This window comes from Diplocloster agilis (genome assembly GCF_019042275.1).
In the GTDB taxonomy this organism is placed as follows: Bacteria; Bacillota; Clostridia; order Lachnospirales; family Lachnospiraceae; genus Diplocloster; species Diplocloster agilis.
The window spans coordinates 17,122-41,832 of the sequence record NZ_JAHQCW010000019.1; the positions used below are offsets into that span (position 1 = coordinate 17,122).

Below are 24,711 nucleotides of genomic sequence, written 5' to 3' on the forward strand. Positions count from 1 at the left end.
ATCAGAAAGAGCCATTATGTGATAGGGCTGCCTGATTCGTCCATTTTTTGGGAAAGAGTTAATCTTGGGAAAGTATAGGGCAGATGAGTTCTAAGGTCTGATGAAGGCCGGTTTCGGTGGAGGCCAGAAGAGAGGTTTTGGCTTTTAAGGGCAAAGCGTGACCCTGGAGGTCGGTAAATACCCCGCCGGCTTCCGTCAGGATCAGGGAGGCGGCTGCGTAGTCCCAGGTGGAGAGAAGATGGGATATATAGGCCACACAGCGGTTGCAGGCGACATAGCAGATGCCCAGGGCGGCGGAACCGATATCGCGTATGTCCATGGTTTCATAGGAGATAGCGGTGCTTACGGCAAAGGCCCGTTCCCGGAGCTCGGGGTTATAGGGGGCAATGTCTATGTTCACTACGCCCTCGCTCAAGGGGCGATTATGGATGCGGAGGAGGGTGCCGTTCAGATAACTGCCCTGTCCGCGGCGGGCCGAGAAGAGTTCGTCCCGGAAGGGGTTATAGACGACTCCGATTTCCATCACGCCGTGCAGGGCGAGACCGACGCAGATCCCGCTGCACATGAAATCGCAGATGAAATTCGTTGTTCCGTCAATGGGATCGATAATGAAGGTGTAACCGCTGCTTATTTTGTGGGAAGAAAAGCCGTCCTCTTCACCTAGAAAAGTAGCATCGGGAAGCAGGCGGGTAAGCTCGGTTACCAGATATTTTTGGACTTTGGAGTCGTATTTGGTTACGTAGTTGGCGGCGCCTTCTTTGGCTTTGATCTCTTTGTCGGCTGCCGCTGACAGGACGATGCTGCCGGCTTGGCGTACGATTTCACAGATTTGGTCCAGTAATTGGTCTGACATTGGTAATCCCCCTTTTGCATTTGGTAGTCCTTCGGATTTTGATATATATAATAAGTATAACAATGGGAAGAAGGGGGAACAAGGAGACAAAGCCGCATTATACGTGGGTAGAATGGCTGTCATGTGGTCAGGGATATCAGATGGATATTTACTGTGGTTAATGAACGAATAATAAAAATAAAGGTAAAAATAATAGATACCGGAATTTGTCTTGTGAGGTCCATTCTTTTATGGTATAGTTTAATATATCCGGCCGGGTTCTACCGGCCAATTAATATCAGGCGGTTCGCCGATAATTTCCAATGTTTAAAGAAAAATGAAAAGGAGAAGATGCCTATGGCAAAAATGGCAGTACAACAGGAAAAAGGGGAGATTTTCGTCCCGGAGAGCGAGCGTTTGGAAGTCCCGGAGGGATTAGTTTTAACGCTGAAAAATGATGTGGTTTTCCGGAATGTTTTCCGCAAATGCAGAAAAGGACTGAAAGGGCTGCTTGGCGCTCTGCTGGAGATTCCGCCGGAACAGATGATCGATCTGGAAGTGATTGACAGCCATCTGGAGCAGGAGTATGGAGAAGACAAGGAAGGTATCCTGGATCTGAGGCTTAAGTGTGCCGGGGAGAAACAGATTAATATTGAAATGCAGTTGTATCATGTACGATACTGGGTTGACCGCTCGATGTATTATAATTGCAAAATGCTGGTAAATTCAGTGAGAAAGGGAGAACTTTACCGGACGATGAAACATTGTGTACATATTGGAATTTTGGATTTTGACCTGTTTCCGGACCAGAGGGAATTTTACTCGGTACATAAGATAACCAATATGCAGACCGGTAAGATATATAGTGACAAGCTGTCCTTTCATGTGGTAGAATTAAAAAAATTGGACCAGGCGACGGACGAGGAAAAAAAGGAGGAAGTCTATCGCTGGGCGAAGCTGATATCGGCCCGGAGTATACAGGAGATGCGGGCTGTAGCACAGGGGGATGAGTACATGAAAGAAACAGTCGACGCGTTTGAAGATTTTGATCTGGATGATGAGGAGCGTTATCGGGCATTCCGGAGGGAAATGGCAATCATGGACCATAAATCCGGGCTGGATGGGGCGTATGAAGAAGGTCTGGAAAAAGGTCTGGAACAAGGTATGGAAAAGGGCATGGAAAAAGGCATGGAAACGGGCCTCCAGGTTATGATATCCACACTAAAGGAGATGGGGTTATCCAAAGAAGAGGTAAAGGATAAAGTAAAAAACTGTTTATCCTGGGCCGATGCGAAAACAGATGAGATTATTGAGAAGTACTGGTAGTACGGAAGAGGACGTGAAACAATGGCAGTCCAAAATAAATTACTACGCAGATCCCGGAATACGAACTTGATTTGATAAAACATACGAATAGTATAATAGTTGAAAGAAGAGTATGGTTGGTTTTGTAATGCTTTTTGAAGACAACAGACTTGCGGTTCAATTGTCTTTCCAAAAGGAAATATTACATGGATCCATACTCTTTTTTCAGTTTGATATTTGTAATTTATTTATTTGCTATTATTATCTATTACTAATAAAAAAGTCCTTGCACACCAGGCACCGTTGTGCTATAATTCTAAAGGCAAATTAGACACGTATGCGGATTTTCCGGATGGTGCCGGCTTACACTTACCGGTTCCGGAAATTGGAAGCATATGGATGATCAAACCAATGGAGGTAAAAACATGAGTGTAATTTCTATGAAACAGCTGTTAGAAGCAGGTGTTCACTTTGGACACCAGACCAGAAGATGGAACCCCAAAATGGCGGAGTACATCTACACCGAGAGAAACGGTATCTACATCATCGACCTGCAGAAATCCGTAGGAATGGTTGACACTGCATATCAGGCAGTAGCGGATATCGTAGCCAACGGCGGAACGATCCTGTTCGTGGGAACCAAGAAACAGGCCCAGGATGCGATCAAGACAGAAGCAGACCGCTGCGGTATGTTCTACGTAAATGAGAGATGGTTAGGCGGTATGCTGACGAACTTCAAAACGATCAGAAGCCGTATCGACAGACTGAAATCCATCGAAACCATGGAAGAAGACGGAACATTCGACGTTCTTCCGAAGAAAGAAGTAATCGCTCTTAAGAAAGAGCAGGATAAATTAGAGAGAAACTTAGGCGGTATTAAGAATATGAACCGTCTTCCCGATGCAATCTTCGTTGTAGATCCGAAGAAAGAGAGAATCTGCGTACAGGAAGCACACACTCTGGGTATTCCGCTGATCGGTATCGCTGATACCAACTGTGATCCGGAAGAACTGGATTATGTAATCCCTGGTAACGATGATGCAATCCGCGCCGTAAAACTGATCGTTTCCAAGATGGCAGACGCTGTAATCGAAGGAAACCAGGGCGTACAGGATTATGCGGAAGAACTGGAAGGGGACTACTCCGAAGAATATTTTGAGGAAGCACCCGCAGTAGAAGCAGCCGAGGAGGTACAAGCATAATGGCTATCACAGCAGCAATGGTAAAAGAGTTAAGGGAGATCACCGGAGTTGGCATGATGGATTGTAAGAAAGCCCTTGCTGAGACCAACGGTGATATGGACGCAGCGGTTGAGTTCTTAAGAAAGAACGGCCAGGCGAAAGCAGAAAAGAAAGCCGGCAGAATCGCAGCGGAAGGTATTGTAAAAACGGTAATCAAAGACGACAAATACGCAGCAATCGTAGAGGTAAATTCCGAGACAGACTTCGTTGCAAAAAACGAGCAGTTCCAGGAATTTGTAGCTGACGTTGCAGATCAGATCTTAAACGGCAATGCGGTGAATGTAGAAGAGCTGTTAAAAGAAGCGAGCTTAAAAGATGCTTCCAAGACAGTGAACGATCAGTTGGTAGAGAAGATCGCTACGATCGGTGAGAAATTAAGCATCCGCAGATTTGAGAAAATCGACGCTTCCAATGGCTGTGTGGTATCTTATATCCACGGCGGCGGCAGAATTGGCGTTCTGGTACAGGCTGATACCGATGTTGTAAATGACGCGGTGAAAGAAATCCTGATGAATGTTGCGATGCAGGTAGCGGCAATGTCTCCGAAATATGTATCCAAGGATGAGGTTTCTCAGGACTATCTGGATCATGAGAAAGAGATTCTGCTTGCTCAGGCGAAAAACGAGAACCCGGATAAGCCGGAGAATATCATAGAAAAAATGATCATCGGACGTCTAAACAAAGAGTTAAAAGAAGTCTGCCTGTTAGACCAGGTTTACGTAAAAGACGGCGACCTGACTGTCGGCAAATATGTAGATCAGGCTGCAAAAGCAGCCGGCGCTTCCCTGAGTATCAAGAAATTCATTCGTTTCGAGACCGGTGAAGGCCTGGAGAAGAAGGAAGAGAATTTTGCTGAGGAAGTTGCAAAGCAGATGGGAAATTAATCTGAGATTAAATAAAGTCTGGAAATGTGTTTTAAGTAAAATGATTATGCGTGAGGGTATATTGCGAAAGCAATATACCCTTTAATCATATTCGAAAGCGGCTAGTGCAATATATCCCCAAAAATAAAAAGGAATGAGGTGTGTAAATTGTATACAATATTTCAAAGAACAGAAATTGCAGAACCGACTTTGTTCAGCCCGACTGACACAAGAAAAAGAATAGAAAATTTCCCTGAAATTTGTATTTCTACTTTCTCGGATAATATCATTCAAAAATTTTCTTCTTTGGATCACGTAGAAAAGATAGCAGAACTATACTCTGCAAATGGTACACTGCCCGTTTATCAAATTAATTACAAAAATACGGCGATTGCTTTTTACCGTTCCATGGTGGGCGCGCCTGCCTGTGTTTCCTGTTTTGAAGAAATCATTGCTATGGGCGCCAAAAAGTTTGTTTTGTTCGGCTCTTGCGGTGTATTAGACGATAATAAGGTAGACGGAAATATTATTATCCCTGTTTCTGCGGTTCGGGATGAGGGTACAAGTTACCATTATATAGCGCCCTCAGTGGAAATTAAAGCAGAGGAGCATTCTGTCCGGACCTTGGAAAATGTTCTGGCAGACTGTGGCTACTCCTACATAAAGGGCAAGACATGGACTTCTGACGCTATTTACAGGGAAACACTTTCTGCTATTCAAGAACGCCGGGAAGATGGGTGTCTTGCTGTAGAAATGGAATGTGCTTCTATGCTGGCTGTTTCAAAATACAGGGAAATCCCTTTTGTCCAGTTTTTGTACGGAGCGGATAATCTTAGTTCTGATACATGGGATATCAGAGATTTAAGTTCTTATGGTCTTACTGATGCAGAGAAATACATGGTGCTTGCCTTTGAGTGCGGACTCGCTCTATAGGTATACTGTTTATGACGAGACGAGGAAAAACAAATTATGGAAGTGCTAATGATTAAGAAAGTCGGGAGGAGCTATGGAAGAAGAATTTGATAATACACTAGATAAATTGCAAGAATTATTTGATTTATTAAGTAATTACAAATACGAGCTGCATTATCGTGATGATTGTGAATATGAGTATTTAGAGGAAGGAAGTGTATGCATTACAATCCTCAATCCATATTCAGAAAATAAAATGTATATTGATTTAGAGGAGGAATTTACGCTTTCCTATGGAGTATACCATGAGCATTTTTATCCCGATTGTGATGGCTACAATGAGATGGTTAAAACCATAAACGGAATTTTGGACAATGAGCTATGTTCCGCGACCATGTATTCCGGTCAACCATTGAAGTGGCTTGGCAGCACTACCATTACAAAGGCCGAAAGTTTGCAACTTCCTATAAAAGATGTATTTTCTTTCATACTAAAAATTAAAGAGTTTAAAATCCGGCTACATACGGATGGCGGAGAAGTACATTATGATTTTTGGAATCCGATGGATGACAGAGTTGTCATGATAAAAAAGAAGGCATAGATCAAATGGATCTTCCTCGGGTTTGGGTATGCCCGCTGCTTAAGGGCCGGGGTGCGTGCCGGTGTCCCGGGATGTTCCGGGCAGCCGAATCCTTTTGTGTCTCCCCGGGAGCGCGAAGGGCTTGCGCTGGCCCCCGCTAAGTGAAATCGAAAAGCCGGGTTCAGGAACCGAGCCTATTCACCAGGAACACGTGATGTGTTCCCGGTTCAGAGGCTCTTGCCCGTCGGACGTGAAGTCCGCCGGGCATCCTGAACCCGGCTTTTCGATTCCACTAAGCGGCAGCACAGCCGCCCTATGCACTCCCGGTGAGACACAAAAGAATCCGGCTGCCCGGAGCATCCCGGGACACCGGCACGCACCCCGGCACTTAAGCAGCGGGCATACCCAAACCCGAGGAAGAACTGATCCAATTAGAAATCCTTTTTGTAAGAGTAGTAAACGGAACATAGCTAAAAGATGTGATGAATTGCGTCGGTAAAAAAAACGGTTATACAGTAAAACAGCAGCCATGCATTAGGCCGCTGTTATTTTTACATTAAAAAGTCTGCTTAGTTGGGGAAAACTGCAGTTGCAGAATCCTTATTTGATCAATATGCTTGTGTTGGCATCTAAATGAGATTGCAGGGGATAAAACAATTTTTACTGTCAATCGGCAGAACCTCCTCGCACATACAGATAATGCCGCCGCTGCCTCTTGCCAAAGCCGCTTTGTCAAGCAGCTCGTATTTCTTTACTTCGCGCCGATCCGGATTTGCGGATTTTTTGATCTCCAGCGGGTGTATCTGATTGTTTTCTTCCGCAAAGATGTCGATTTCTTTGGCATTGGAATCCCGATAGTAGGTCAGATTGGCCTTGGCCTTAGCGTAAGCGTAGTTTTTAACCAGTTCCATCACTACATAGTTTTCGAAGTAGTGCCCGCTGGCCGCACCGTTCATTAGGGTATCGCGTGTCAGCCACATGGAAAGATAGGCGCAAAGGCCGGTATCGCAAAAATACATCTTCGGCGTTTTTGCGAGACGTTTTAACGCGTTGTTAGCGAAGGGAGGCAGGAGGTAGAGAATTCCCAGCCCTTGAAGCACCCGCACCCACTCTTTTGCTGTGGGCTGGGAGATCTCCGCAGCGTCTGCCAGCGTTTTGTAGTTGATTTGTTCTGAGGTCAGCGCAGCGCAGGCGTTCAAGAATTTACGGAAGCGTACCGTGTCAGTGATGCCGCCCGCCTCGGCAACATCTCTCATCAGGTAGGTATCCACATAGGAGTTATAATATTCCTGCCTCTGTTCTGCATCCGCCGTTAGCACCTGTGGCATGCCACCGCGCCAGATGTGTTCAAATACTTCTACAATATTATTTTTTGCCACCAACTTTTGCCGCTCCAACAGACAGGGCAGGGAATAATCAAGTTCACCCGGAAACGTGATACCCTCGATCTCATTTTTGGATAGGCTGTATAGCTCCAAAATACCAATTCTGCCTGCCAGGGTTTCACGGATATTTTTCATCAAGCTAAACTGTTGGGAACCTGTCAGCCAAAAGTTACCGGTTTCTTCGCTTTCGTCACACATGATTTTGATCTGTTCAAAGAGCTGCGGCGCTTTCTGAACTTCGTCGATTATAATTGGGGGCTTGTAGGTCTGAAAGAATAGCACGGGGTCGGTCTGCGCCAACATTCTCACCATTGAGTTGTCAAGAGTAACATAAGTGCGCTTCTGCCCCTCGGCCAGATGCTTGAGCATGGTCGTCTTTCCTACCTGATGCGCGCCTGTTACCAACACAGCCTTGAAAAAACTGCTCATGTGCAGGAATTTTCGCTCGAGTGTGCGGTCAATGTATTTCATGATGGTCCTCCCCTTTTTTAAAAATATGATATTATAAAGTATATCTTATATTATCCTATCATATTCATCCTGTCAATCATCCAGACATACCTGCGCGGCTCCCTCCACAAAATATGTGATAACTTTATTGAAACAAATCAAGATGACACCTTTTACGGTATTCATTAGGCGTCAGCCCGTTTTGCTTTTTAAACTGCCGGATGAAATAACTCACATTGTCGAAGCCGCTATCCAGACTGATCTCCAAGATGGTTTTGGTTGTATTACCCAATAACCGTTCCGCTTGTTGAATCCGGTATCGAATCAGGTATTGGATGGGGGAAATCCCCGCGATCTCTTTGAAAAAACGGCAGAGATATTGAGGATTGCAGCCAGCGGCCTGAGCAAGCATTTGAAGCGTCAGCGCCGATGTATAATTATCTTCGATCAATGAGACGATACGTTTATAGCGGTCGATCCGTTCTTTTTCAAAAGCGGTCGCCGTATCCGCACTGGAAATGAACAACCCGTATCTGTTTAAATCAATAAGAAACTGGAGTATTTCCAGCTTTAGCTGAAAATACCAATCGTCCGTCTTTTTTTCACCCAGCTCAATCAGATGTTCCACACGGTGATTGAGCTGTTTGTATCCGGTATCCGAAGGATGGATAATCCTTGGCAGAACCAATTTATGGCTTAACAGAGGATGAATCAGTTTTTCCTGCATTTCATCTTCATATGAAAATCTTAAAATGGACTGGTTGTATATCAGCGCGTCATGCAGCGTGTGTGAGCCTATCCCTTCCAATAAATGAAGCTCCCCGCTGTTAATCATGCAGATATCCCCTTCTTGCAGGTACAGAGTCTCCAGATTAATCTCTGCTTTATAGCGGCCTTTCCGTATCTTCAATATTTCGGTGTTGTAATGCCAATGCCGCTCCACAAAAAAATGGTCCGGATAAGAAGTTCCCTTTCCGGTACAAAAATTCATGATTGTCAAAGGCCTTTCTTTTGTGCCGTGCTGCACATTTTCCTCAAGAGAATATTCTTTGTTCATACCGGTTCCGTCCTTTCCTCCCGTACCTCCGCTTTTACAGTCCCGAAATGACATAGTATAAAAAACTCAGAATGTCAATATTGTGCTATTATTTTATTAAATAATGCAAGAAATTTCAAGAATTTTTTCTTATAATGTAAAAAATGATACATGGAGGAATTCGTATGATTCAAAAATATGTTTTTGGTACTCCTTTTGAGACAGAAGCAGTAGTAAAAGACATTCCGGCTGTAAACGGAGACCCTGCATACGGGTGTATTTCCACGGAAAATGGCTTCCGCTATACTTATCGTATGGATTGCGAAGATAAAATATATGGCCTGGGAGAAGCCAACAGAGGCATCAACAAAAGAGGCTTCCGGTACATCAGCGACTGTACGGACAATCCTGAACATACAGAGGACGCAGTATCCATGTATGGCGCCCACAATTTTCTGATTGTGAGCGGTAAGGATACATTTGGGATGTTCATAGACTATCCCTCCCGATTAACCTTTGACGTTGGCTATTCGGAAAGGAACCGGCTGGAGATTACCTGTGAGGAGGCCAATCTTTATCTGTACCTGATCCGGGGGGATTCCATCTATGATATTGTGAAACAGTTCCGCCGGATGATCGGGCGCAGCTATATTCCGCCGAAATTCGCGTTTGGATTCGGACAGAGCCGCTGGGGCTATACCACGGAAGAGGATTTTCGCAGCGTAGCCCGGGAATACCGGGAAAATCATATACCGATGGATTTATTATACATGGACATCGATTATATGGAGCGTTTCAAGGATTTTACGGTGAACAAAGAGAGTTTTCCGGATTTCACTCAGTTTGTAAGCGATATGAAAGACGTTCAGATCCACCTGGTGCCGATCATCGACGCGGGCGTGAAGGTTGAGAAAGGTTATGCGGTCTACGAAGAGGGGCTGGAAAAAGGATATTTCTGCAAAAAAGAGGACGGCTCCGAATTTACCGCCGCCGTGTGGCCGGGCTGGACGCATTTTCCGGATGTGCTGAATCCGGAGGCAAGGGAATGGTTCGGAAATAAATATCAGCTTTTGCTTTCCCAGGGAATTGACGGTTTCTGGAACGATATGAACGAGCCGGCCATTTTCTATTCCGAAGAGGGGCTTTGCGAGGCGAAGGAATTTATGAAAGAATTCCTTCAGGACAGCGAACAGTTTTCACCCTTTGCCATCACCGATATGGCCCAGAGCCTTGCGAACAATCCAAAGGATTATAAACGTTTTTATCATGAGGTGAACGGGCAGAAGGTCCGCCACGACAAGGTTCACAACCTATTCGGCTATAATATGACCAGAGCGGCGGGAGAGGCATTTGAAAAATTGTCGCCGGACAAGAGAATTCTGCTGTTCTCCCGTTCCTCCTATATCGGCATGCATCGCTATGGCGGGATCTGGACCGGAGACAATAAATCCTGGTGGTCCCATATCCTGCTGAATTTAAAGATGCTGCCCTCCCTGAACATGTGCGGGTTCCTGTATGTGGGGGCGGATCTTGGCGGATTTGGCTGCGATACCACCAGAGATTTACTGCTGCGCTGGCTGGCCCTGGGCGTATTTACGCCTCTCATGCGCAATCATGCCGCCCTTGGCACCAGGCTTCAGGAATGCTACCGTTTCGAAGAACTGGAGGATTTCCGCCATGTCATCGGGGTGCGCTACCGCCTGATCCCTTATCTGTACAGCGAATATATGAAGGCCGCGCTGAACGATGAGATGATGTTTAAACCTTTGGCCTTTGAATATCCGCAGGATTCTATGGCCTGCCAGGTGGAGGATCAGCTCCTGGTCGGCAATGAGATCATGATCGCCCCGGTCTATACACAAAATGCGACCGGCCGGTATGTATACCTGCCGGAAGAGATGAAGTTCATCAAGTTCCTGCCTGATGGAAATATTCGGGAAGAAATCCTGGAAAAAGGTCATCACTATGTGGAGATTGCTCTTAACGAGGTGCCTTTGTTTATCCGCAAGGGAAAATCCATTCCTGTGGGGGCTGCGGTAGAAACCATAGAAGAAATCTCCGGTGTAACCTTGGAATATGTCGGCTACCCTGGCGCATTCTATGAATTATATGACGACGATGGAATAACACCTGTATAATAATTAGTAGCGCTTGAAAAAGCCTCACCGACTAGTTTTTCATGCAGAGCACTTAGTGCCCAAAATATGGGCACTTTCGTGCTCATAGCTATAAAAGTGCCAACGTTTACTTGACACAAACTATAATAAATTGAAATTTGACATTTGATAGAAAGAATGATATTTTGGTTTTAAAGAACATTTTATGAAATCAAAATTGTAAACGGTTACAAAGAAGGTGGATGGATGAAACCGACGATACGCGATGTTGCTAATAGAGCTGGTGTTTCTGTCGCAACGGTATCCAGATATTTAAATAACAGCAGTCTGATTGCTCCGGTTTCCAGGGATAAGGTACGAACTGCGATCGATGCGTTAAACTATCGTCCGAATATGATGGCCCGGGGCTTGGTGAAACAAAATACAGAAACGATTGCCCTGGTAGTGGATTATTCCCATGAAGAAATTTATGGAAATGAGTTTTTCTTGAAAATCCAAGTCGGACTTGAGCGTGAGTTTTCCAGGCATGGATATTATTTAATGCTGGTGAACATTGCGAGCGCCGGGGAAGCGCCGGGCCTGATTAAAAAAATTATATTAGAAGGCCGGGTAGATGGAATCGTGCTTCTGAATGAAATGGCCGAACCCTCCGTTATTCATTTGCTGAACGAAATGGAGGTTCCATTTGTGATCGCCGGACGCGGAGAATACAAAAATGCGGCGTGGGTTGATATTGACAATGTTTTGGGCGGATATGTGGCCGCCAATAAATTGATCGGCTGTGGTTTGGAAAAGATCGGTTTTATTACCAACAGCTTTCAAAAGCGGTTTGTAAAAGAAAGATTCGAGGGTTTTCAAAAAGCTATGATGGAAGCGGGACTGGAATATGCCGAAACATGGGTCGCTGCCGGATTAAACACCTATCAGGATCAGATAAAATTTTTAAAGGAATGTGAAAAACCCGTTTGTGACGCTTATGTGGTTTCGGATAGCTATATCGCTTATCATTTTATAAAAGCGCTGAAGAACAGCGGTTATTCGGTTCCCAAGGATGTGCAAATAGTAGCGTTTGATAATCAGCTCCTTTCGGAAGTGTCGGAGCCGGGAATCACGGTTGTTGATATCGATGTAACTATGCTGGGTGTGCACGCGGCAAGGTTTTTGCTGGATAATCTGTATCGTTTGGATAAAAATTACGAACCGCAGGCGCGGCATGAACTTTTAGGGGTTCGACTCATAGAAAGGGGGTCTACGTTATGAATATTTTATACTGAAAATTGTAACCGTTTACAATAAAAAATGTAAAATATTAAAAGATTTTGCACTGAAAAGCTGACGGATATTCCAGGGGGTAAAACCTGGAGAATGCGAATAATACGGACTTTTTAAGCCAGTTATAAATAAAAATAGGAAGGAGATTTCAATGTATAATTGAGTGAATTTTTTTAAAACTAATTGTAAACGGTTACAATATGGTACAAGTAAAGGTAGAATGTAAATCTTAAACAGGAGGGAATCATTTATGAAAGCAAAAAAAATCGTATCGTTTACACTTGCAGGCATTTTCATGTTGTCTTGCGCAATGGGTTGTTCCGGTAAACCGTCTGATAGTCCTTCATCGGCAGTACCAGCCGCAAAGGAAGATTCCGCGGAAAAATCCAATGCTGCGCAAGAAACAAAAGATACAACGGCAGATACTGTGAATTTGACCTTTTGGCATACATATAGCGAAGGAGAAGAGGCGGTTTTCCTGGATCAAGTGGTGAAAGGCTTTGAAGAGGAAAACCCGGGAATTAAGATAGAAGCGGTCAGAATGCCTGTCGATGGATTACAGCAGCAGGTAATCGCAGGCGCGTCGGGCGACGCGGCCCCGGATGTGATGCGAATGGACCTGACCTGGGTGGCGGAATTCGCAAAACTGGGCGCGCTGCAGGATGTATCTGCTTTTGATGGATTTTCCGATCTGAAAGAGAATTCGTTGGAGGGGCCTATGAACACCAACTATTACAATAATGGCTATTACGGTCTGCCTCTGAACAGCACGACTACGGTTTCTATCTGGAATATGGATCTGCTGAATGAATTCGGAATTACAACGCCTCCGGATACGATAGACGGACTTGTAGATCTGGCGAAAAAGTATAATGACCCCGCCAATGAAAAGTGGCTGTTTACGGTTGCCGGGACTTATACCTGGGCGATGCTGCCGTGGTTTTGGACTCTGGGCGGCGAGCTTACGGATGAGAACTTTAATGTGGCCAGCGGTTACCTGAACAGTGATCAGTCCGTGGCAGCTCTTGATACCATGAGAGAGTGGTACAGCGACGGAATAATCAGCCATGCGATTATCGGGGAGCAGCCGGACGCATGGGGCGGGATGACCGGAGGAAAGTATGGGATGATTTCAGAAGGTCCGTGGTTTTTCAGTTCCAATGACAGTTCATTTAAAACCGAGACGACGCTTATGCCGGAAGGCGAGGGTGGCAGTATTTCCATCGTGGGCGGCGAAAATATTGTAATGTTCCAGAACAGTGATAAGAAGGACGCGGCCTGGAAGTTTATGCAATATATGCTTAGCGACGAGTCCCAGCTGGCTATGGCGGAAGCCGGGGTGATTCCGACGACCAAAACGGCAACAGATAAAATGGATACCAGCGCCGCTCCCTATCTGGACACCTATCTGACACAGCTAAAGACAGCGAAAGTCCGTACTCCAAGCGCTAACTGGGGTGAAATTGACACCATTTTGGGAAAGGCTTTTGAACAGGTAATTCGGGGTGAAGTAGAAGCAAAGCCGGCCTTGGATGACGCGGCTGCGCAAATAGATGGTTTGCTGAAATAATGCAGCTGTCGGAGCTTGAGCATGGGGGAGTCAAAGCTCCCCTATGCTTAGCATAAGCCAAACGATGGTTTCCCCTGTCAATGGTAGTTCTGATTTATGTATGGAGGTTTGTATGGGAAAAAGATTGCCTTTCGGACAAAGGATCAAGATCGGCTTCCAACAATGGCTTGCCGCGCTGCCCTTTATTGTGGCAGGGTTGATTTTGATGGGGATGTTTACCATTTATCCCTTGGTTCGGAATATTCAGATTAGTGTCTCGGACTATAATATTATTGCGAATAAAACCGGCGGATTTCTGGGGATTCAAAATTATATCCGTATGTTTTTAGATCCGGACTGGCTCCGTTCGCTGAGAAACACATTATTGTACGCGTTGGTTACGGTTCCGGGCCAGATGTTTTTTGGGTTGCTGCTGGCAGTCCTTATAAACTCCGTTACCAAAGCGAAAACGATGTTCAAAGTAATAACTTATCTGCCGGTCATCACTTCCTGGGTGGTTGCTTCCCTGGTATTCAAATATATTTTTGCGTCGGGGAACGGAGGCTTGATTAATTATATTTTCATGCAGCTTCATTTTATCGAAACGCCTGTGGCATGGCTGCAAAATGAATGGACGGCAAACGTTGTTTTATGGATCTTCGGAATATGGAAAGGGACCGGCTGGACTATGATTATATATCTGGCAGCCCTTCAGGGTGTTTCCCAGACTATATATGAAGCGGCGTCCATAGACGGAGCGGGAAGTATCGCCAAGTTTTTCAGAATAACGATACCTTCGGTAAAAAACACCACGCTATATTTGCTCACCGTCCTGACGATCGGTGCGTTCGGAGCATATATTCATGTTATGATGATTACAAACGGGGCTCCGCTTGGCCGGACCCAGGAGCTGATGAATTATATGTATAATACCGCGTTTACAAATTATGATTTTTCTTATGCCGCGGCGCAGGCTGTTGTAATAGGAGTAATCGTATTCCTGATCTCTCTTGTACAAAGAAAACTATCAAAGGAGACGGTGAATTAGAATGAAAACAAACCAAATAAGATATAGTACGGGCCATAGTACAAGCCAAAGCAAAAGCCACAGTAAAAGCCACAGTAAAAGCCGCAGTTTGAGAAAACTTCCGGTTTATATCGGCTTAAGCCTGTTTAGCGTTTCCGCCCTGGTCGTGTTTCTGTATATGCTGGCTACGGCCATGACTCCCCAATCTTATTCCATGCCGTATCCGCCGATTTTGATTCCGGACAGCTTCTACCTGGAGAATTTTAAAATTGCGTGGAATTCTAATAACTTCGGGGCATATTTTGCTAACAGTGTTTTTGTAACCGTTATCGCTACCCTGCTGATTGTGATTGTTTCCTGTATGTGCGCCTACGCATTTGCCAGAATGAAGTTTCCGGGGCGCGATTTGCTTTTTAATCTGTTTTTGTTTAGTATGATGGTACCGACCCTCACAAATTTGGTTGCACAATTCACCCTGCTCCAATCGATGCACTTGGTAGACAAATATACCGGTTTGATTCTTATCTATGTGGGGATTGGGATTGCGTCAAACACTTATTTTCTGAGGAGTTTTTTCCTGGGCCTGCCCCATGAGCTGGAGGAAGCCATGATTATGGACGGAGGGACGAACTGGACAATTTTTCGTCATCTTGTGCTGCCCTTAAGCAAACCGGCTATCGCTACCTTTGGAATTTTGGCATTTTCAAATACATGGGATGAATTCCTGTTGGCTTTGACCCTGATTAAAACGCCTGATAAGAGGACCCTGCCCATCGCCATTAAGTTATTTGAAGGGCAGCATGTCAATAACTGGAGCCTGATATTCGCGGCCTCGCTGATCGCGATCGTTCCTATTCTGATTATTTATATCGCATTTCAAAAAAACCTCATAAAGGGCGGCGCTCTGGACGGGACTTTAAAGGAGTAGAATCATGTTACAGAATAATCAATTTTCCGTATTTCATTCGACGGTTTATCCCTGGCAGTATGTGGATTCGGATCAGGTGCTGCATCTTATGATCTGCGTGAAAGGAGCGGGGCCCATATCCATAAAATGTCTGGCGTGCGACCCGTGTGACACTGATAAAGGGGTGTTTGGGGAAGATAGGCCCAGACTTTTCACGTACGAAATGCGCTGCGAAATGGAAGGGCCGGGAATACAGTATTTTACATTGCATATACCAATGAACACTCATAAGCTGCGGTATCATTTCAGCATATCCGTGCTGGGCCACACGTATCTATACGATGAGTCGGGCCTGTCGGAGGATAAGGAAGAGCTTTATATCCGGCCGTTTTTTGTTGCGTACACATATTCCGACCGGTGCGGGGGAGTGCCGAAGTGGTGTAACGGCATGGTGTGGTATCAGATATTTCCGGACCGATTTGCGAAAGAAGATTCGGATCAAACTCGTGGCTGGCAATCGGGAAAAATCACAGATAAAGATCTGGTATGCGGCGGAACGCTCAAAGGCATTACCTCTAAGATCCCCTATCTCAAACAACTGGGAACCAAAGGGATTTATTTGAATCCGATTTTTCAGGCCGGCTCCATCCACCGGTATGATATCATTGATTATCTCAAAATAGATCCAATCCTTGGAACGGAAGAAGACTTTGTGGAATTATGTGAAAAATGTCATAGCAATGGCATTCGGATCATGATGGATGGTGTGTTCAACCACTGTTCGTATCTGTCGCCCCAATTTCAGGATGTGATAAATAAGGGAGAGCATTCACGCTATTATGATTGGTTTATCGTTTATGATACGGACCGCCTTAAGAAAATGGATGTGAAAACCGGAGCGGATGCACAGTTCCGGGTATCGCCTGTCTATGAAACATTTGCGTTTGTCCCGTCTATGCCGAAGTTTAATACCTGTAATCCGCAGGTGATGGATTATCTGATCGGGGCAGCCGAATATTGGACAAAAAAATGTGGGATCGACGCCTGGCGGCTGGATGTGCCGGATGAAGTGAATATTGAATTTCTGCGGGCGTTTCGGAGACGTATCAAAACACGGAACCCGGATATCTACATCGTGGGGGAATTCTGGGGCAATGCGGTCAAGTGGCTTGACGGCGAAACCTTTGACGGGGCAATGAATTATCCGCTGTATTTTATCGTAAGGGATTTCCTAGCCAAAGAGAAAATCAGCGCGTTTCCGTGTGCGAAACTCCTGACCCAATGTCTGATGGCAAATCCCCCGGTTCGGCGCTGCGGTATGTTTACTTTCTGTTCAACACACGATACGCCCAGGATTCTGTGGCATTGCGGAGAGGATCGGAAAAAAAGGGATTTGTGTTATATTCTTACTGCGGCTCTGGGGGGCCAATTGTCTGTCTACTATGGGGACGAAATCGGAATGACCGGCGGCTATGATCCGGATAACCGCAGATGCTACCCCTGGAATAGCGGGACAGCGCCAAAGGAAATGAAGGAAGCAATCCGCGATGCGGTGAGCCTGGCGTCTGACGATGGGAAGGGCAGGATTTGCCGTATATGCGCGTTGGATGAGGAGGTGCTCGGCGTTATATATGAAAGAAGGAGGTTGTATATCAACCGATCCAAAGAGGAAAAAGAATTACCGGACGGGACGAAGATTTGTCCGCAGAGTTACTGCTATCTATAATTTATAAATTGTCTGCGGGATTGCGACTATCATAGCACTTGTAAGAGCTATTCGTTGAGGAAATGTTTCTACGGAGAGCGTTAATGAGAAAAGAGAGATTTTGTTTGTATAAATCGGTAATGACGGTGAGGATATAAAGTACAGAAAGAATTGAAAATGGAAAGTTTGTGCAATTAAAAGCAAAAACTTGATTTTTCAAAGAGTTTGTGCTTTCAATGAATACAGGAATGGATTCGTCATACGAGGGCATTAAGTCGCTCAATCTTATTGATTGGCTGATTGCTGAATAATGTATCATAATTCCGAGAAACTTTATGTTAGACATTAATCTTCTTGGAAAAGGAGCATCTACCTCCGGGGTAGGTGCTTTTTTTTATGTCCATTTTCAACAAAGAGCGTGAACGCCTATAATTATATTTTCTGGAGGCGGTTCCAGGACGGCCTTGATGTTATTACAAATAACTTGACAAGTGAACAGAGTTAGGAATATAATTAATTTAACGACAAGGATTCACGTGAACCCTCATTCCAAAACTTACAGAAAAGAGGAAACAATATGTCCGTTACCATAAAAGATATTGCCAGAATTGCGGGTGTTTCCCATACGACAGTCCTGAAAGCCCTGCACAACAAACCGAAGATCAGTCCGCAGCTGCGGGAGAAAATCCTGCAGATTGCCAAGGAGAACAACTATACGTTAAATACGAACGCCAGCAACCTGGCGCTTAAGACCACCAATGTGATCGGTATCGTGGTCACAGACATATCGATTCCCCTGTTCGCGGAGATGGTGAGAATGGTAGAGCGGGTGGCGGACCGGTATGGATACCGGGTTGTGGTTTCTTCCAGCGATTACGATCCGGACAGGGAGATGGAAGCGATCTGCAGGCTGCACCAAATGCGGGTGGCCGGAATTATTATCGCTCCCACTTATGAGGAGACGGAATTCGTAGATTATCTGAAAAATACGGATATCCCCTTTTTGGTATTGGGACGTCTGGAAGGAATGGATATTGATTATATTACCTTTGACGACTTTTCCGCGACCTATAAAGCCACGGTTCACCTGATCAGCCAGGGGCATACAAGAATCGCGCTGGCGATCCACGGGGATAAGGATATTTACCCATACCGGTATTGGCTGGAAGGATATCAGTCCGCGCTTTCCGAATACGGAATTCCTTATGACGAGGAACTAATCCTTACCTGCAAAGTGACGCCGGCGGACGGATATGAGACGGCGGGAAGGGTGCTTAAGCTGGAGCAGGAACCCACGGCTCTGATCAGCTGTTCGGACATGGTGGTGCCGGGAATGCTGAGAAAATTCTATGAGGAGGGAAAGCGGATTCCGCAGGATCTCTCGTTGAGCGTCATACAGGATGAGCTGGCATTTGAATACTACATACCGAAGGTGACCGCCGTGAGATACCCGAATGAAAAGTTAGGCCGGCTTTCCGCGGAATTTCTCTTCAGGAAGATACAAGAAGAGCAGGAAGAGCAGCAGAAAGATCAGGAAGAGCACCAGAAGGATCAGGAAGAGCATAGGGAACAGGAGGATCAGGAGGAACAAGGGCAGCAGGCGAGGCGGGAGCAGGAACCCGGGATCATTCGAGAACTGCTGGAGGTGGAGCTGATCGAAAGGGAATCTACAGGCAAAGCCGCAGCACGGACATAGAGAGGGGGAATACGATGGAGAGAGAACAGGAGCTATGGGACGCCGGCTGGATATGGGCGGCGCACCACCAATATACTGCGAATTGTTATATTCTGTTTTGCAAGACTTTTGCAGTGAATGCGCCGGAGAACGTGACCGCAGTGCGCATTCGGAGCGCAGGTACGGAATACAGGCTGTATTGGAACGGAACCTTTCTGGGAAGGGGGAGCATTCCCTCCAACCACGGGAATTTTTATTACGAGGAATTCTGTATCACAACCGAGGTAAAAGATCTGCTGAAAAAGAAGAACTGCATCTGTGTAGTCGCCCATAACTCGGGAGTGGGGCAGCACGGAAGGGAAAGCACGGGAGGCGGTTTCGCGCTGGAGGCCAGGATCGAGGGGGCGGAAGGGACACAGATCATTCAGACGGATGAGACCTGGGATACCAAAGTGCCGGAGTGGTGGAACCAGGGGGCGCCGCAGATGTTCTGGACCATTGGCTATCAGGAGGAAGTGGAGCTAACGGCGTTCGAGGAAGATATGCGTAACCTGCTTAAGCCCGGCCCGGATGACGGAAGTGATCCTTCCGGACATCAGGGAAAAAACTGGGAGAAAGCGGTTCGCGTCTCGATGGATCAGGGGAAAGGAATCTGTCTAACCAAGCGCTCCATACCGCTTCTAAGCGAGCGGGAGGTGTGCGCGGAGAAACTGATCGATGCCGGGTATTGTATCACAGACGGCCCTATATTCACATTTTGCAATGCAGCGGACCGCATGCTGGAAGAGGGACACAGAAGGTTTTCCGAAAATGAAGTTCACTCATTATATAAGAATGAGAAGGGGAAGGGCACGATCCGGGTGCCGCCGGGGAAGGAGCCGGTATACCTGACCTTTGACTTTGGCGCGGAGGCGGTCGGCTATCCCTGTCTGGAATTCGAGACTGCGGATTCGGGAATTCTATATGTGGGGTACAGCGAATGCCTGAACGGGGAAGGAAGAGTTGACCCGACGAGACAGGGAATCCGGCAGGCGGATACGATCCGCTATGGAAGCGGGGAACACCGCTGGGAAATGTTTGGCAGAAGGGCTTTCCGGTATATGCAGATCACGGTGGGATGCCGTGAGAAGGCGGTGCAGCTAGATAAGGTGGGTATCAGACAACTGTATTATCCGTTTGAAAAGGAAGGGGACTTCCGGTGTGATGACGAACGGCTCAACGAGATTTATAAGATCAGTAAAAAGACGTTAGACCTGTGCATGAAGGAGAATTACGAGGATTGTCCTCTGCGGGAGAAAGCGCAGTATCTGGGAGATATCAAGACTGAGGCGGTTATGAACTACTACGCGTTCGGAGATACGAAGCTGATCAAAAAAGCGCTGATACAGTTTGCCCAGGCCCAGGGAACGGATGGCTGGATGCAGAGCATCGCGCCGGGCAGTACCGGCCATAACATCGTGGATTATCTACCGCTTTACATAATGACGCTCAAGGACTACTACCTTTTTACCGGAGACAGGGAAACGCTGCGGGCGCTGTACCCGGCCGCAGCCGGTACACTGCGATGGCTTAAGGATCAGGAAGATGACAGAGGATTCCTGACCAACAGGCCGGACTGGTGGATATTCATAGACTGGGCGGATCTGGATAAAAGAGATACGGTAACCGCGCTTCAATGCCTCTATTACCGGGCGTTACTGACTGCGGCCAAACTATCCTCTGTGTGCGGCGGAATAAGTGACCGGGACGGATATTTACAGAAAGCGGCAAGGCTGCGGGAGAACATCCGCAAATATCTGTACCGGCCGGAGAAAGGCGCATTTATAGACTGTCTGATCACTCCGGCCAATCCGGATTTGGCAGATGAGAAGAAAAAGGAGCAGGGCCGGTTCAGCATTCAGACGAATTGCATTGCGGTTCTTACCGGCGTAGCGGGCAATGAGGAGAAGCAGGCGGTCAGAAACTTTTTACAAAATTTCCGGGGCCAAGAAGTGATTACCGGGTATTTCAAGAATTATGAAATGCTTACTTACCGGATTTTGGGGATGCGTGAGAAGTTTTGGGAGGGTTTCCAATACTGGACCCGGATGGCGCAGCGGTGCGCCGGGACTTGGTGGGAGATATTTGATGAAAAGAGACCGGGGATACCTAACGTAAGCCTGTGCCATGGCTGGGCGTCGGCGCCTCTTAACCTGCTGGCAGGCAGTGTGGCGGGGATACGGCCGCTGACACCGGGATACCGGGATACGCTTTTAAAGCCGGATCTGTTTACGCTTCATGAGATCCATGTCCGGGTGCCTGTACCGGGCGGGTACGTAAGCTGTGACATCCGGCGTGAGGGTGAGAAGTTCTGGCTCACCGGCAGCAGCCCGAAGGATACCACCTTGCATATTCTGTTACCGGCTCTGGAGGGCGGAAACTATGATGTCCGGTATGGAAAGAGCAAAAGCGAAAGGCAGAGAAAGATAGGGAGCTATGCTTACATTCGGCTGAAGGACCGGGAGCAGGTTGATTTTGAGATCACCCCGGGGGACGGCAAAACAGTATTTAATGCAGATAACTGCGTTAAAAATACATATCATCAAAAGGAGGATTTTTATGAAACGAAGAATGATTCAATGGATGGCGCCGGTATTGGCAGTCATGATGGCGATGACAGGATGCGGGACCCAAAAAGAAACGAAGCAGTCCGACCCGCAGACGGAAACCGGACAGACCGGCACTCAGGAAAGCGCTGGCGAGAGCGCTGCCCAGGGAGAAAAGACGAAGCTGGCACTTTGGAATGTGACCGTTGACGGCGTGGATAAAGGTTACGAGGCGATTATCGACGCATACACGACCGCGCATCCGGAAGTGGAAATCGAATTTTACTCTTATCCGGAAACTGACTACTATTCGAAACTGAAATCAGCTCTCTCCGCGGGAATCGGACCTGATATCTATTTTACAACAGGATGGAACAATTTGCAAACCTTTGTGGACTCGGGACACGCTGAGAATCTGGATGGTAAGCTTGACGTCACCGCTTTTTCAAGCGACGCTTTGGAGGTGGAAACCATCAACGGCAGCCTCTACGGTGCGCCCGGAGCTTACGCCCAGTACCTGACCGTATTCTATAACAAAGACCTGTTTGAGCAGGCAGGCGTAACGGTCCCCGCCACGTACGATGAATTCCTGAAGGCCTGTGATACCCTTAAGGCAAAAGGCATCACGCCTATCGCCATGGGCGGGCAGGAAGCGACTCCCTATATGTTCGCGTGGCTGGTCAGCTGCCAGGCCCTGGCGCCGGATTATTTTGAAGATATCCGTTCCGGAAAAGTGTCCACATTTACAGATGAAAGATTCACAAAGGCTATGAACGCGATGAAGGAGTGGGGAGAAGCCGGTTATTATGAAGATAACTATGACGGAACCACGTATACCGCCCAGACCCTGCTGTTCGCCACAGGCAATGCGGCCATGACGCTTACCGGTTCTTGGGGATACGCCGAGGTGATGCAGCAGAATGAAGAGATCAATATAGGCGCTTTCGCTTTCCCCGGGCCGGAAAAAACCTATGGCGTGCGTTCTGTGGCTTCCGGTCTCTCTGTGAATACGGGAAGCCAGAATAAAGATGCAGCTATTGATTTCCTGAACTATACCTGTACGGCGGAAGCCATGCAGACCATGGTGGACGCAGTAGACGGAATACCGGTAACGGACGGGGTCACCTGCGATAATGAAGTGATGCAGGAGGTGGCCAAAGCGCCGGACTATGCGGCATTTCCCAATATCGCGCTAAATATCGCCGGAACCAACAGTACCAATCCCCAGGATGTGTTTACGAACAATTACCTGGATGTCATGAGCGGAAAGATCGATGTCAATGCCCTGGCAGAGCTGATGGATAAGTCCTGGGATCCGGCCGCATACGCGAAACTTTTCCAGAAATAAGGATTGCGGGCCGCAGCAGGACAGCAGCGAAGCTGCGGCCCTTATTCCACATCATGTGTTCCCCTTATTTTAAGAAAAGGAGAGATTTTATTGAAGAAAATACTGAATATGGTAAAGCAGCGCCCGTTTCTCTTCTTTATCGCACCCGGTGCCCTTTTGTATCTGGTATTGATCATTTATCCGATGTTCAGCACCTTCGTCAACAGCTTCTGCCAGTGGGACGGAATCGGTGAGAAGCTGTTTATCGGATTATCAAATTTTAAAATGCTGTTTACGGACCCGATCTACGCGCCCCAGTTCCTGAATGCCCTCAAGAACAGTTTTATTTTTGTTGTCCTGTGCTATATCATTCAGGTTCCGCTGGCCTTTTATTTTGCCTATGTCATCAACCGGAAAGTGTTTTTGTCAAAGACCTGCCAGCTTTTGATCTTTATGCCCCAGGTGATATCCCAGGTGGCGGTGGGCCTGCTGGTGCTGCTATTCCTGGACCCGAATTTCGGCGTGGTCAACAATGGGCTGCGGGCCATTGGGCTTGGAAGCTGGGCCAGGGGATGGCTGGGCGACCCGGTCATACTTAAGCTGGTGGTGGCGGTGATCCTGACGTGGAAGGGGATCGGGATACCCATGATGCTCCTGATCGCCAATATGCAGTCGATTCCGGCGGAGTATGAGGAGGCCGCAGCGTTAGACGGCGCCAACGAGTGGAACAAGTTCCGGTATATCACGCTGCCTTTGTTAAAGCCGGCCCTGACCAATATTATTGTATTGATCTTTATCAATGGAATCGCTACGTTTGATATCCCCTATCTTCTGGGAGGTATGAACGGAGGACCGTCCGGGGCCATTGATACCCTCGGAACGATGTTTTACCGGGTGGCCTTCGGATCGAAATATCTGACCAATAACATGGGGCTGGCGACGGCGATCGCGGTGATCCAGTTCCTGATCATGGTCACGGTCTCAGTGATCCAGATTTCACTGTTAAAGCGCAATGAGACGGAATACTAGGATGCTGGGATGGGACGATTTCAACAACAGGAACCGGACCGTTCAAATCCTGAGTGAGAAAGGGGAAGAAAAATTGAGAAAGAGAAATAACGCCGGGAAAAAATTTGTAACGCTGCTGCTCTCGCTGCCCATGTATCTGTACTGTATCGGCTCCCTGATATTCTTGTCTTACGCGCTGATCAATCCATTTAAGTCCAACAAGGAATTCTTCCAGAACCTGCTGGGTCTGCCAAGACAGTGGACCCTTGAAAATATCATACAGGTGTGGAAGGCAGCGGAGTTTTATAAATATTACATAAATAGTATTGTCGTAACCGTATGCGCCACCCTTTCCATTCTGGTGATCGCCTCCCTGACCGCGTATGGATTGTCCAGATACAAGTTTAAATTTAACAAAAAGGTGAATTCTTTTTTTCTGCTGGGAATGATGTTTCCGGCCACCATTATGATTATCCCGCTGTTCCTCGTAGCGCGTAATCTGGGCCTGGTGGATAACTTCCGGGGCCTGGTGGTGATCTTCACGGCGACGACCTTGTCTTTCAGCGTATTCATATTGGCCGGATTTTTCAAAACCCTGCCCCATGAAGTGCATGAGGCGGCCAAGATCGACGGCGCCGGAGAATTCCGCATTTTCTGGAAAATCATGATGCCTATGGCGAGACCGATTCTGGGTACCCTGATGACGATCACGGCGATCAATGTCTGGAATGATTATTTTATATCGCTGATTATGATTTATGATAATGATAAGCGGACGCTTCCGCTGGCTCTGGCTAACTTCTATGCGGGAAACCAGGCCAGGTGGCCGCTGCTGTTTGCGGCTTTGTTTATCACCACGCTGCCGATCATTATCGTGTTCTTTATCGGCTCCAAGCAGATCGTCAGCGGCCTGACCGCGGGAGCGACAAAATAAG

Annotated in this window: 19 protein-coding genes; 16 read left to right on the forward strand and 3 right to left on the reverse strand. The window is 46.9% G+C overall.

Features of this window, described 5'->3' with window-relative positions; translation table 11 throughout:
- Positions 1 to 58: 58 nt before the first annotated feature.
- Positions 59 to 853: an inositol monophosphatase family protein gene (locus tag KTH89_RS12195; protein WP_238721895.1), complete on the reverse strand. Its 795-nt coding sequence runs from the start codon at positions 851 to 853 to the stop codon at positions 59 to 61.
- A 336-nt stretch (positions 854 to 1,189) separates the two neighbouring features.
- On the opposite strand from KTH89_RS12195, the gene KTH89_RS12200 reads away from it, so the two are divergent.
- The 5 genes from KTH89_RS12200 (at position 1,190) to KTH89_RS12220 (ending at position 5,754) form a co-directional block, all read left to right on the forward strand.
- The gene (locus KTH89_RS12200) at positions 1,190 to 2,158 is read left to right on the forward strand and encodes an Rpn family recombination-promoting nuclease/putative transposase (RefSeq protein ID WP_238721896.1); all 969 of its coding nucleotides are present in this window, start codon (positions 1,190 to 1,192) and stop codon (positions 2,156 to 2,158) included.
- 404 nt (positions 2,159 to 2,562) lie between these two features.
- On the forward strand, positions 2,563 to 3,339 hold the full coding sequence (gene rpsB, locus KTH89_RS12205; protein WP_158342640.1) for a 30S ribosomal protein S2: 777 nt from the start codon (positions 2,563 to 2,565) through the stop codon (positions 3,337 to 3,339).
- Positions 3,339 to 4,262 carry a translation elongation factor Ts gene (gene tsf, locus KTH89_RS12210; RefSeq protein ID WP_158342494.1) on the forward strand — a complete coding sequence of 308 codons (924 nt, stop codon included), beginning with the start codon at positions 3,339 to 3,341 and terminating at the stop codon, positions 4,260 to 4,262. The genes rpsB and tsf overlap by 1 nt, the downstream gene beginning before the upstream one ends.
- 147 nt (positions 4,263 to 4,409) lie before the next feature.
- Positions 4,410 to 5,174, forward strand: a complete 765-nt coding sequence (locus KTH89_RS12215; protein ID WP_238721897.1) for a nucleoside phosphorylase — start codon at positions 4,410 to 4,412, stop codon at positions 5,172 to 5,174.
- A 73-nt stretch (positions 5,175 to 5,247) separates the two neighbouring features.
- A complete protein-coding gene (locus KTH89_RS12220; RefSeq protein ID WP_238721898.1) occupies positions 5,248 to 5,754 on the forward strand; it encodes a hypothetical protein in 507 nt (168 codons plus the stop codon).
- Between the two features lie 608 nt (positions 5,755 to 6,362).
- Here the strand turns inward: KTH89_RS12220 and KTH89_RS12225 are convergent.
- The gene (locus tag KTH89_RS12225; RefSeq protein WP_238721899.1) at positions 6,363 to 7,589 is read right to left on the reverse strand and encodes an ATP-binding protein; all 1,227 of its coding nucleotides are present in this window, start codon (positions 7,587 to 7,589) and stop codon (positions 6,363 to 6,365) included.
- 124 nt (positions 7,590 to 7,713) lie between these two features.
- Positions 7,714 to 8,625 carry a helix-turn-helix domain-containing protein gene (locus tag KTH89_RS12230; protein ID WP_238721900.1) on the reverse strand — a complete coding sequence of 304 codons (912 nt, stop codon included), beginning with the start codon at positions 8,623 to 8,625 and terminating at the stop codon, positions 7,714 to 7,716.
- Between the two features lie 164 nt (positions 8,626 to 8,789).
- Between KTH89_RS12230 and KTH89_RS12235 the strand changes: the two genes are divergently transcribed.
- The 11 genes from KTH89_RS12235 (at position 8,790) to KTH89_RS12285 (ending at position 24,710) form a co-directional block, all read left to right on the forward strand.
- Positions 8,790 to 10,742, forward strand: coding sequence for a glycoside hydrolase family 31 protein (locus tag KTH89_RS12235; RefSeq protein WP_238721901.1), 1,953 nt, complete (start codon positions 8,790 to 8,792; stop codon positions 10,740 to 10,742).
- Positions 10,743 to 10,967: 225 nt separating this feature from the next.
- On the forward strand, positions 10,968 to 11,981 hold the full coding sequence (locus KTH89_RS12240) for a LacI family DNA-binding transcriptional regulator (RefSeq protein WP_238721902.1): 1,014 nt from the start codon (positions 10,968 to 10,970) through the stop codon (positions 11,979 to 11,981).
- A 262-nt stretch (positions 11,982 to 12,243) separates the two neighbouring features.
- Positions 12,244 to 13,563 carry an extracellular solute-binding protein gene (locus KTH89_RS12245; protein ID WP_238721903.1) on the forward strand — a complete coding sequence of 440 codons (1,320 nt, stop codon included), beginning with the start codon at positions 12,244 to 12,246 and terminating at the stop codon, positions 13,561 to 13,563.
- 112 nt (positions 13,564 to 13,675) lie between these two features.
- The gene (locus tag KTH89_RS12250; RefSeq protein WP_238721904.1) at positions 13,676 to 14,590 is read left to right on the forward strand and encodes a carbohydrate ABC transporter permease; all 915 of its coding nucleotides are present in this window, start codon (positions 13,676 to 13,678) and stop codon (positions 14,588 to 14,590) included.
- 1 nt (position 14,591) lies between these two features.
- The gene (locus tag KTH89_RS12255) at positions 14,592 to 15,497 is read left to right on the forward strand and encodes a carbohydrate ABC transporter permease (protein ID WP_238721905.1); all 906 of its coding nucleotides are present in this window, start codon (positions 14,592 to 14,594) and stop codon (positions 15,495 to 15,497) included.
- 4 nt (positions 15,498 to 15,501) lie between these two features.
- Positions 15,502 to 17,202: a glycoside hydrolase family 13 protein gene (locus KTH89_RS12260; protein ID WP_238721906.1), complete on the forward strand. Its 1,701-nt coding sequence runs from the start codon at positions 15,502 to 15,504 to the stop codon at positions 17,200 to 17,202.
- A gap of 556 nt (positions 17,203 to 17,758) precedes the next feature.
- Positions 17,759 to 18,877 carry a LacI family DNA-binding transcriptional regulator gene (locus tag KTH89_RS12265; protein ID WP_238721907.1) on the forward strand — a complete coding sequence of 373 codons (1,119 nt, stop codon included), beginning with the start codon at positions 17,759 to 17,761 and terminating at the stop codon, positions 18,875 to 18,877.
- Between the two features lie 14 nt (positions 18,878 to 18,891).
- Positions 18,892 to 21,651: a family 78 glycoside hydrolase catalytic domain gene (locus tag KTH89_RS12270; protein WP_238721908.1), complete on the forward strand. Its 2,760-nt coding sequence runs from the start codon at positions 18,892 to 18,894 to the stop codon at positions 21,649 to 21,651.
- Between the two features lie 4 nt (positions 21,652 to 21,655).
- Positions 21,656 to 22,789: an ABC transporter substrate-binding protein gene (locus tag KTH89_RS12275; RefSeq protein WP_330656688.1), complete on the forward strand. Its 1,134-nt coding sequence runs from the start codon at positions 21,656 to 21,658 to the stop codon at positions 22,787 to 22,789.
- A gap of 90 nt (positions 22,790 to 22,879) precedes the next feature.
- The gene (locus KTH89_RS12280; protein WP_158342480.1) at positions 22,880 to 23,797 is read left to right on the forward strand and encodes a carbohydrate ABC transporter permease; all 918 of its coding nucleotides are present in this window, start codon (positions 22,880 to 22,882) and stop codon (positions 23,795 to 23,797) included.
- Positions 23,798 to 23,870: 73 nt separating this feature from the next.
- Positions 23,871 to 24,710: a carbohydrate ABC transporter permease gene (locus tag KTH89_RS12285; RefSeq protein WP_238721909.1), complete on the forward strand. Its 840-nt coding sequence runs from the start codon at positions 23,871 to 23,873 to the stop codon at positions 24,708 to 24,710.
- Position 24,711: the final 1 nt, after the last annotated feature.

Excerpts from the sequence above, each read along its gene's own strand:
- KTH89_RS12195 (WP_238721895.1), bottom strand. The coding sequence starts at position 853 with ATGTCAGACCAATTACTGGACCAAATCTGTGAAATCGTACGCCAAGCC.
- KTH89_RS12200 (WP_238721896.1), top strand. The coding sequence starts at position 1,190 with ATGGCAAAAATGGCAGTACAACAGGAAAAAGGGGAGATTTTCGTCCCG.
- rpsB (WP_158342640.1), top strand. The coding sequence starts at position 2,563 with ATGAGTGTAATTTCTATGAAACAGCTGTTAGAAGCAGGTGTTCACTTT.
- tsf (WP_158342494.1), top strand. The coding sequence starts at position 3,339 with ATGGCTATCACAGCAGCAATGGTAAAAGAGTTAAGGGAGATCACCGGA.
- KTH89_RS12220 (WP_238721898.1), top strand. The coding sequence starts at position 5,248 with ATGGAAGAAGAATTTGATAATACACTAGATAAATTGCAAGAATTATTT.
- KTH89_RS12225 (WP_238721899.1), bottom strand. The coding sequence starts at position 7,589 with ATGAAATACATTGACCGCACACTCGAGCGAAAATTCCTGCACATGAGC.
- KTH89_RS12230 (WP_238721900.1), bottom strand. The coding sequence starts at position 8,625 with ATGAACAAAGAATATTCTCTTGAGGAAAATGTGCAGCACGGCACAAAA.
- KTH89_RS12235 (WP_238721901.1), top strand. The coding sequence starts at position 8,790 with ATGATTCAAAAATATGTTTTTGGTACTCCTTTTGAGACAGAAGCAGTA.
- KTH89_RS12240 (WP_238721902.1), top strand. The coding sequence starts at position 10,968 with ATGAAACCGACGATACGCGATGTTGCTAATAGAGCTGGTGTTTCTGTC.
- KTH89_RS12245 (WP_238721903.1), top strand. The coding sequence starts at position 12,244 with ATGAAAGCAAAAAAAATCGTATCGTTTACACTTGCAGGCATTTTCATG.
- KTH89_RS12250 (WP_238721904.1), top strand. The coding sequence starts at position 13,676 with ATGGGAAAAAGATTGCCTTTCGGACAAAGGATCAAGATCGGCTTCCAA.
- KTH89_RS12255 (WP_238721905.1), top strand. The coding sequence starts at position 14,592 with ATGAAAACAAACCAAATAAGATATAGTACGGGCCATAGTACAAGCCAA.
- KTH89_RS12260 (WP_238721906.1), top strand. The coding sequence starts at position 15,502 with ATGTTACAGAATAATCAATTTTCCGTATTTCATTCGACGGTTTATCCC.
- KTH89_RS12265 (WP_238721907.1), top strand. The coding sequence starts at position 17,759 with ATGTCCGTTACCATAAAAGATATTGCCAGAATTGCGGGTGTTTCCCAT.
- KTH89_RS12270 (WP_238721908.1), top strand. The coding sequence starts at position 18,892 with ATGGAGAGAGAACAGGAGCTATGGGACGCCGGCTGGATATGGGCGGCG.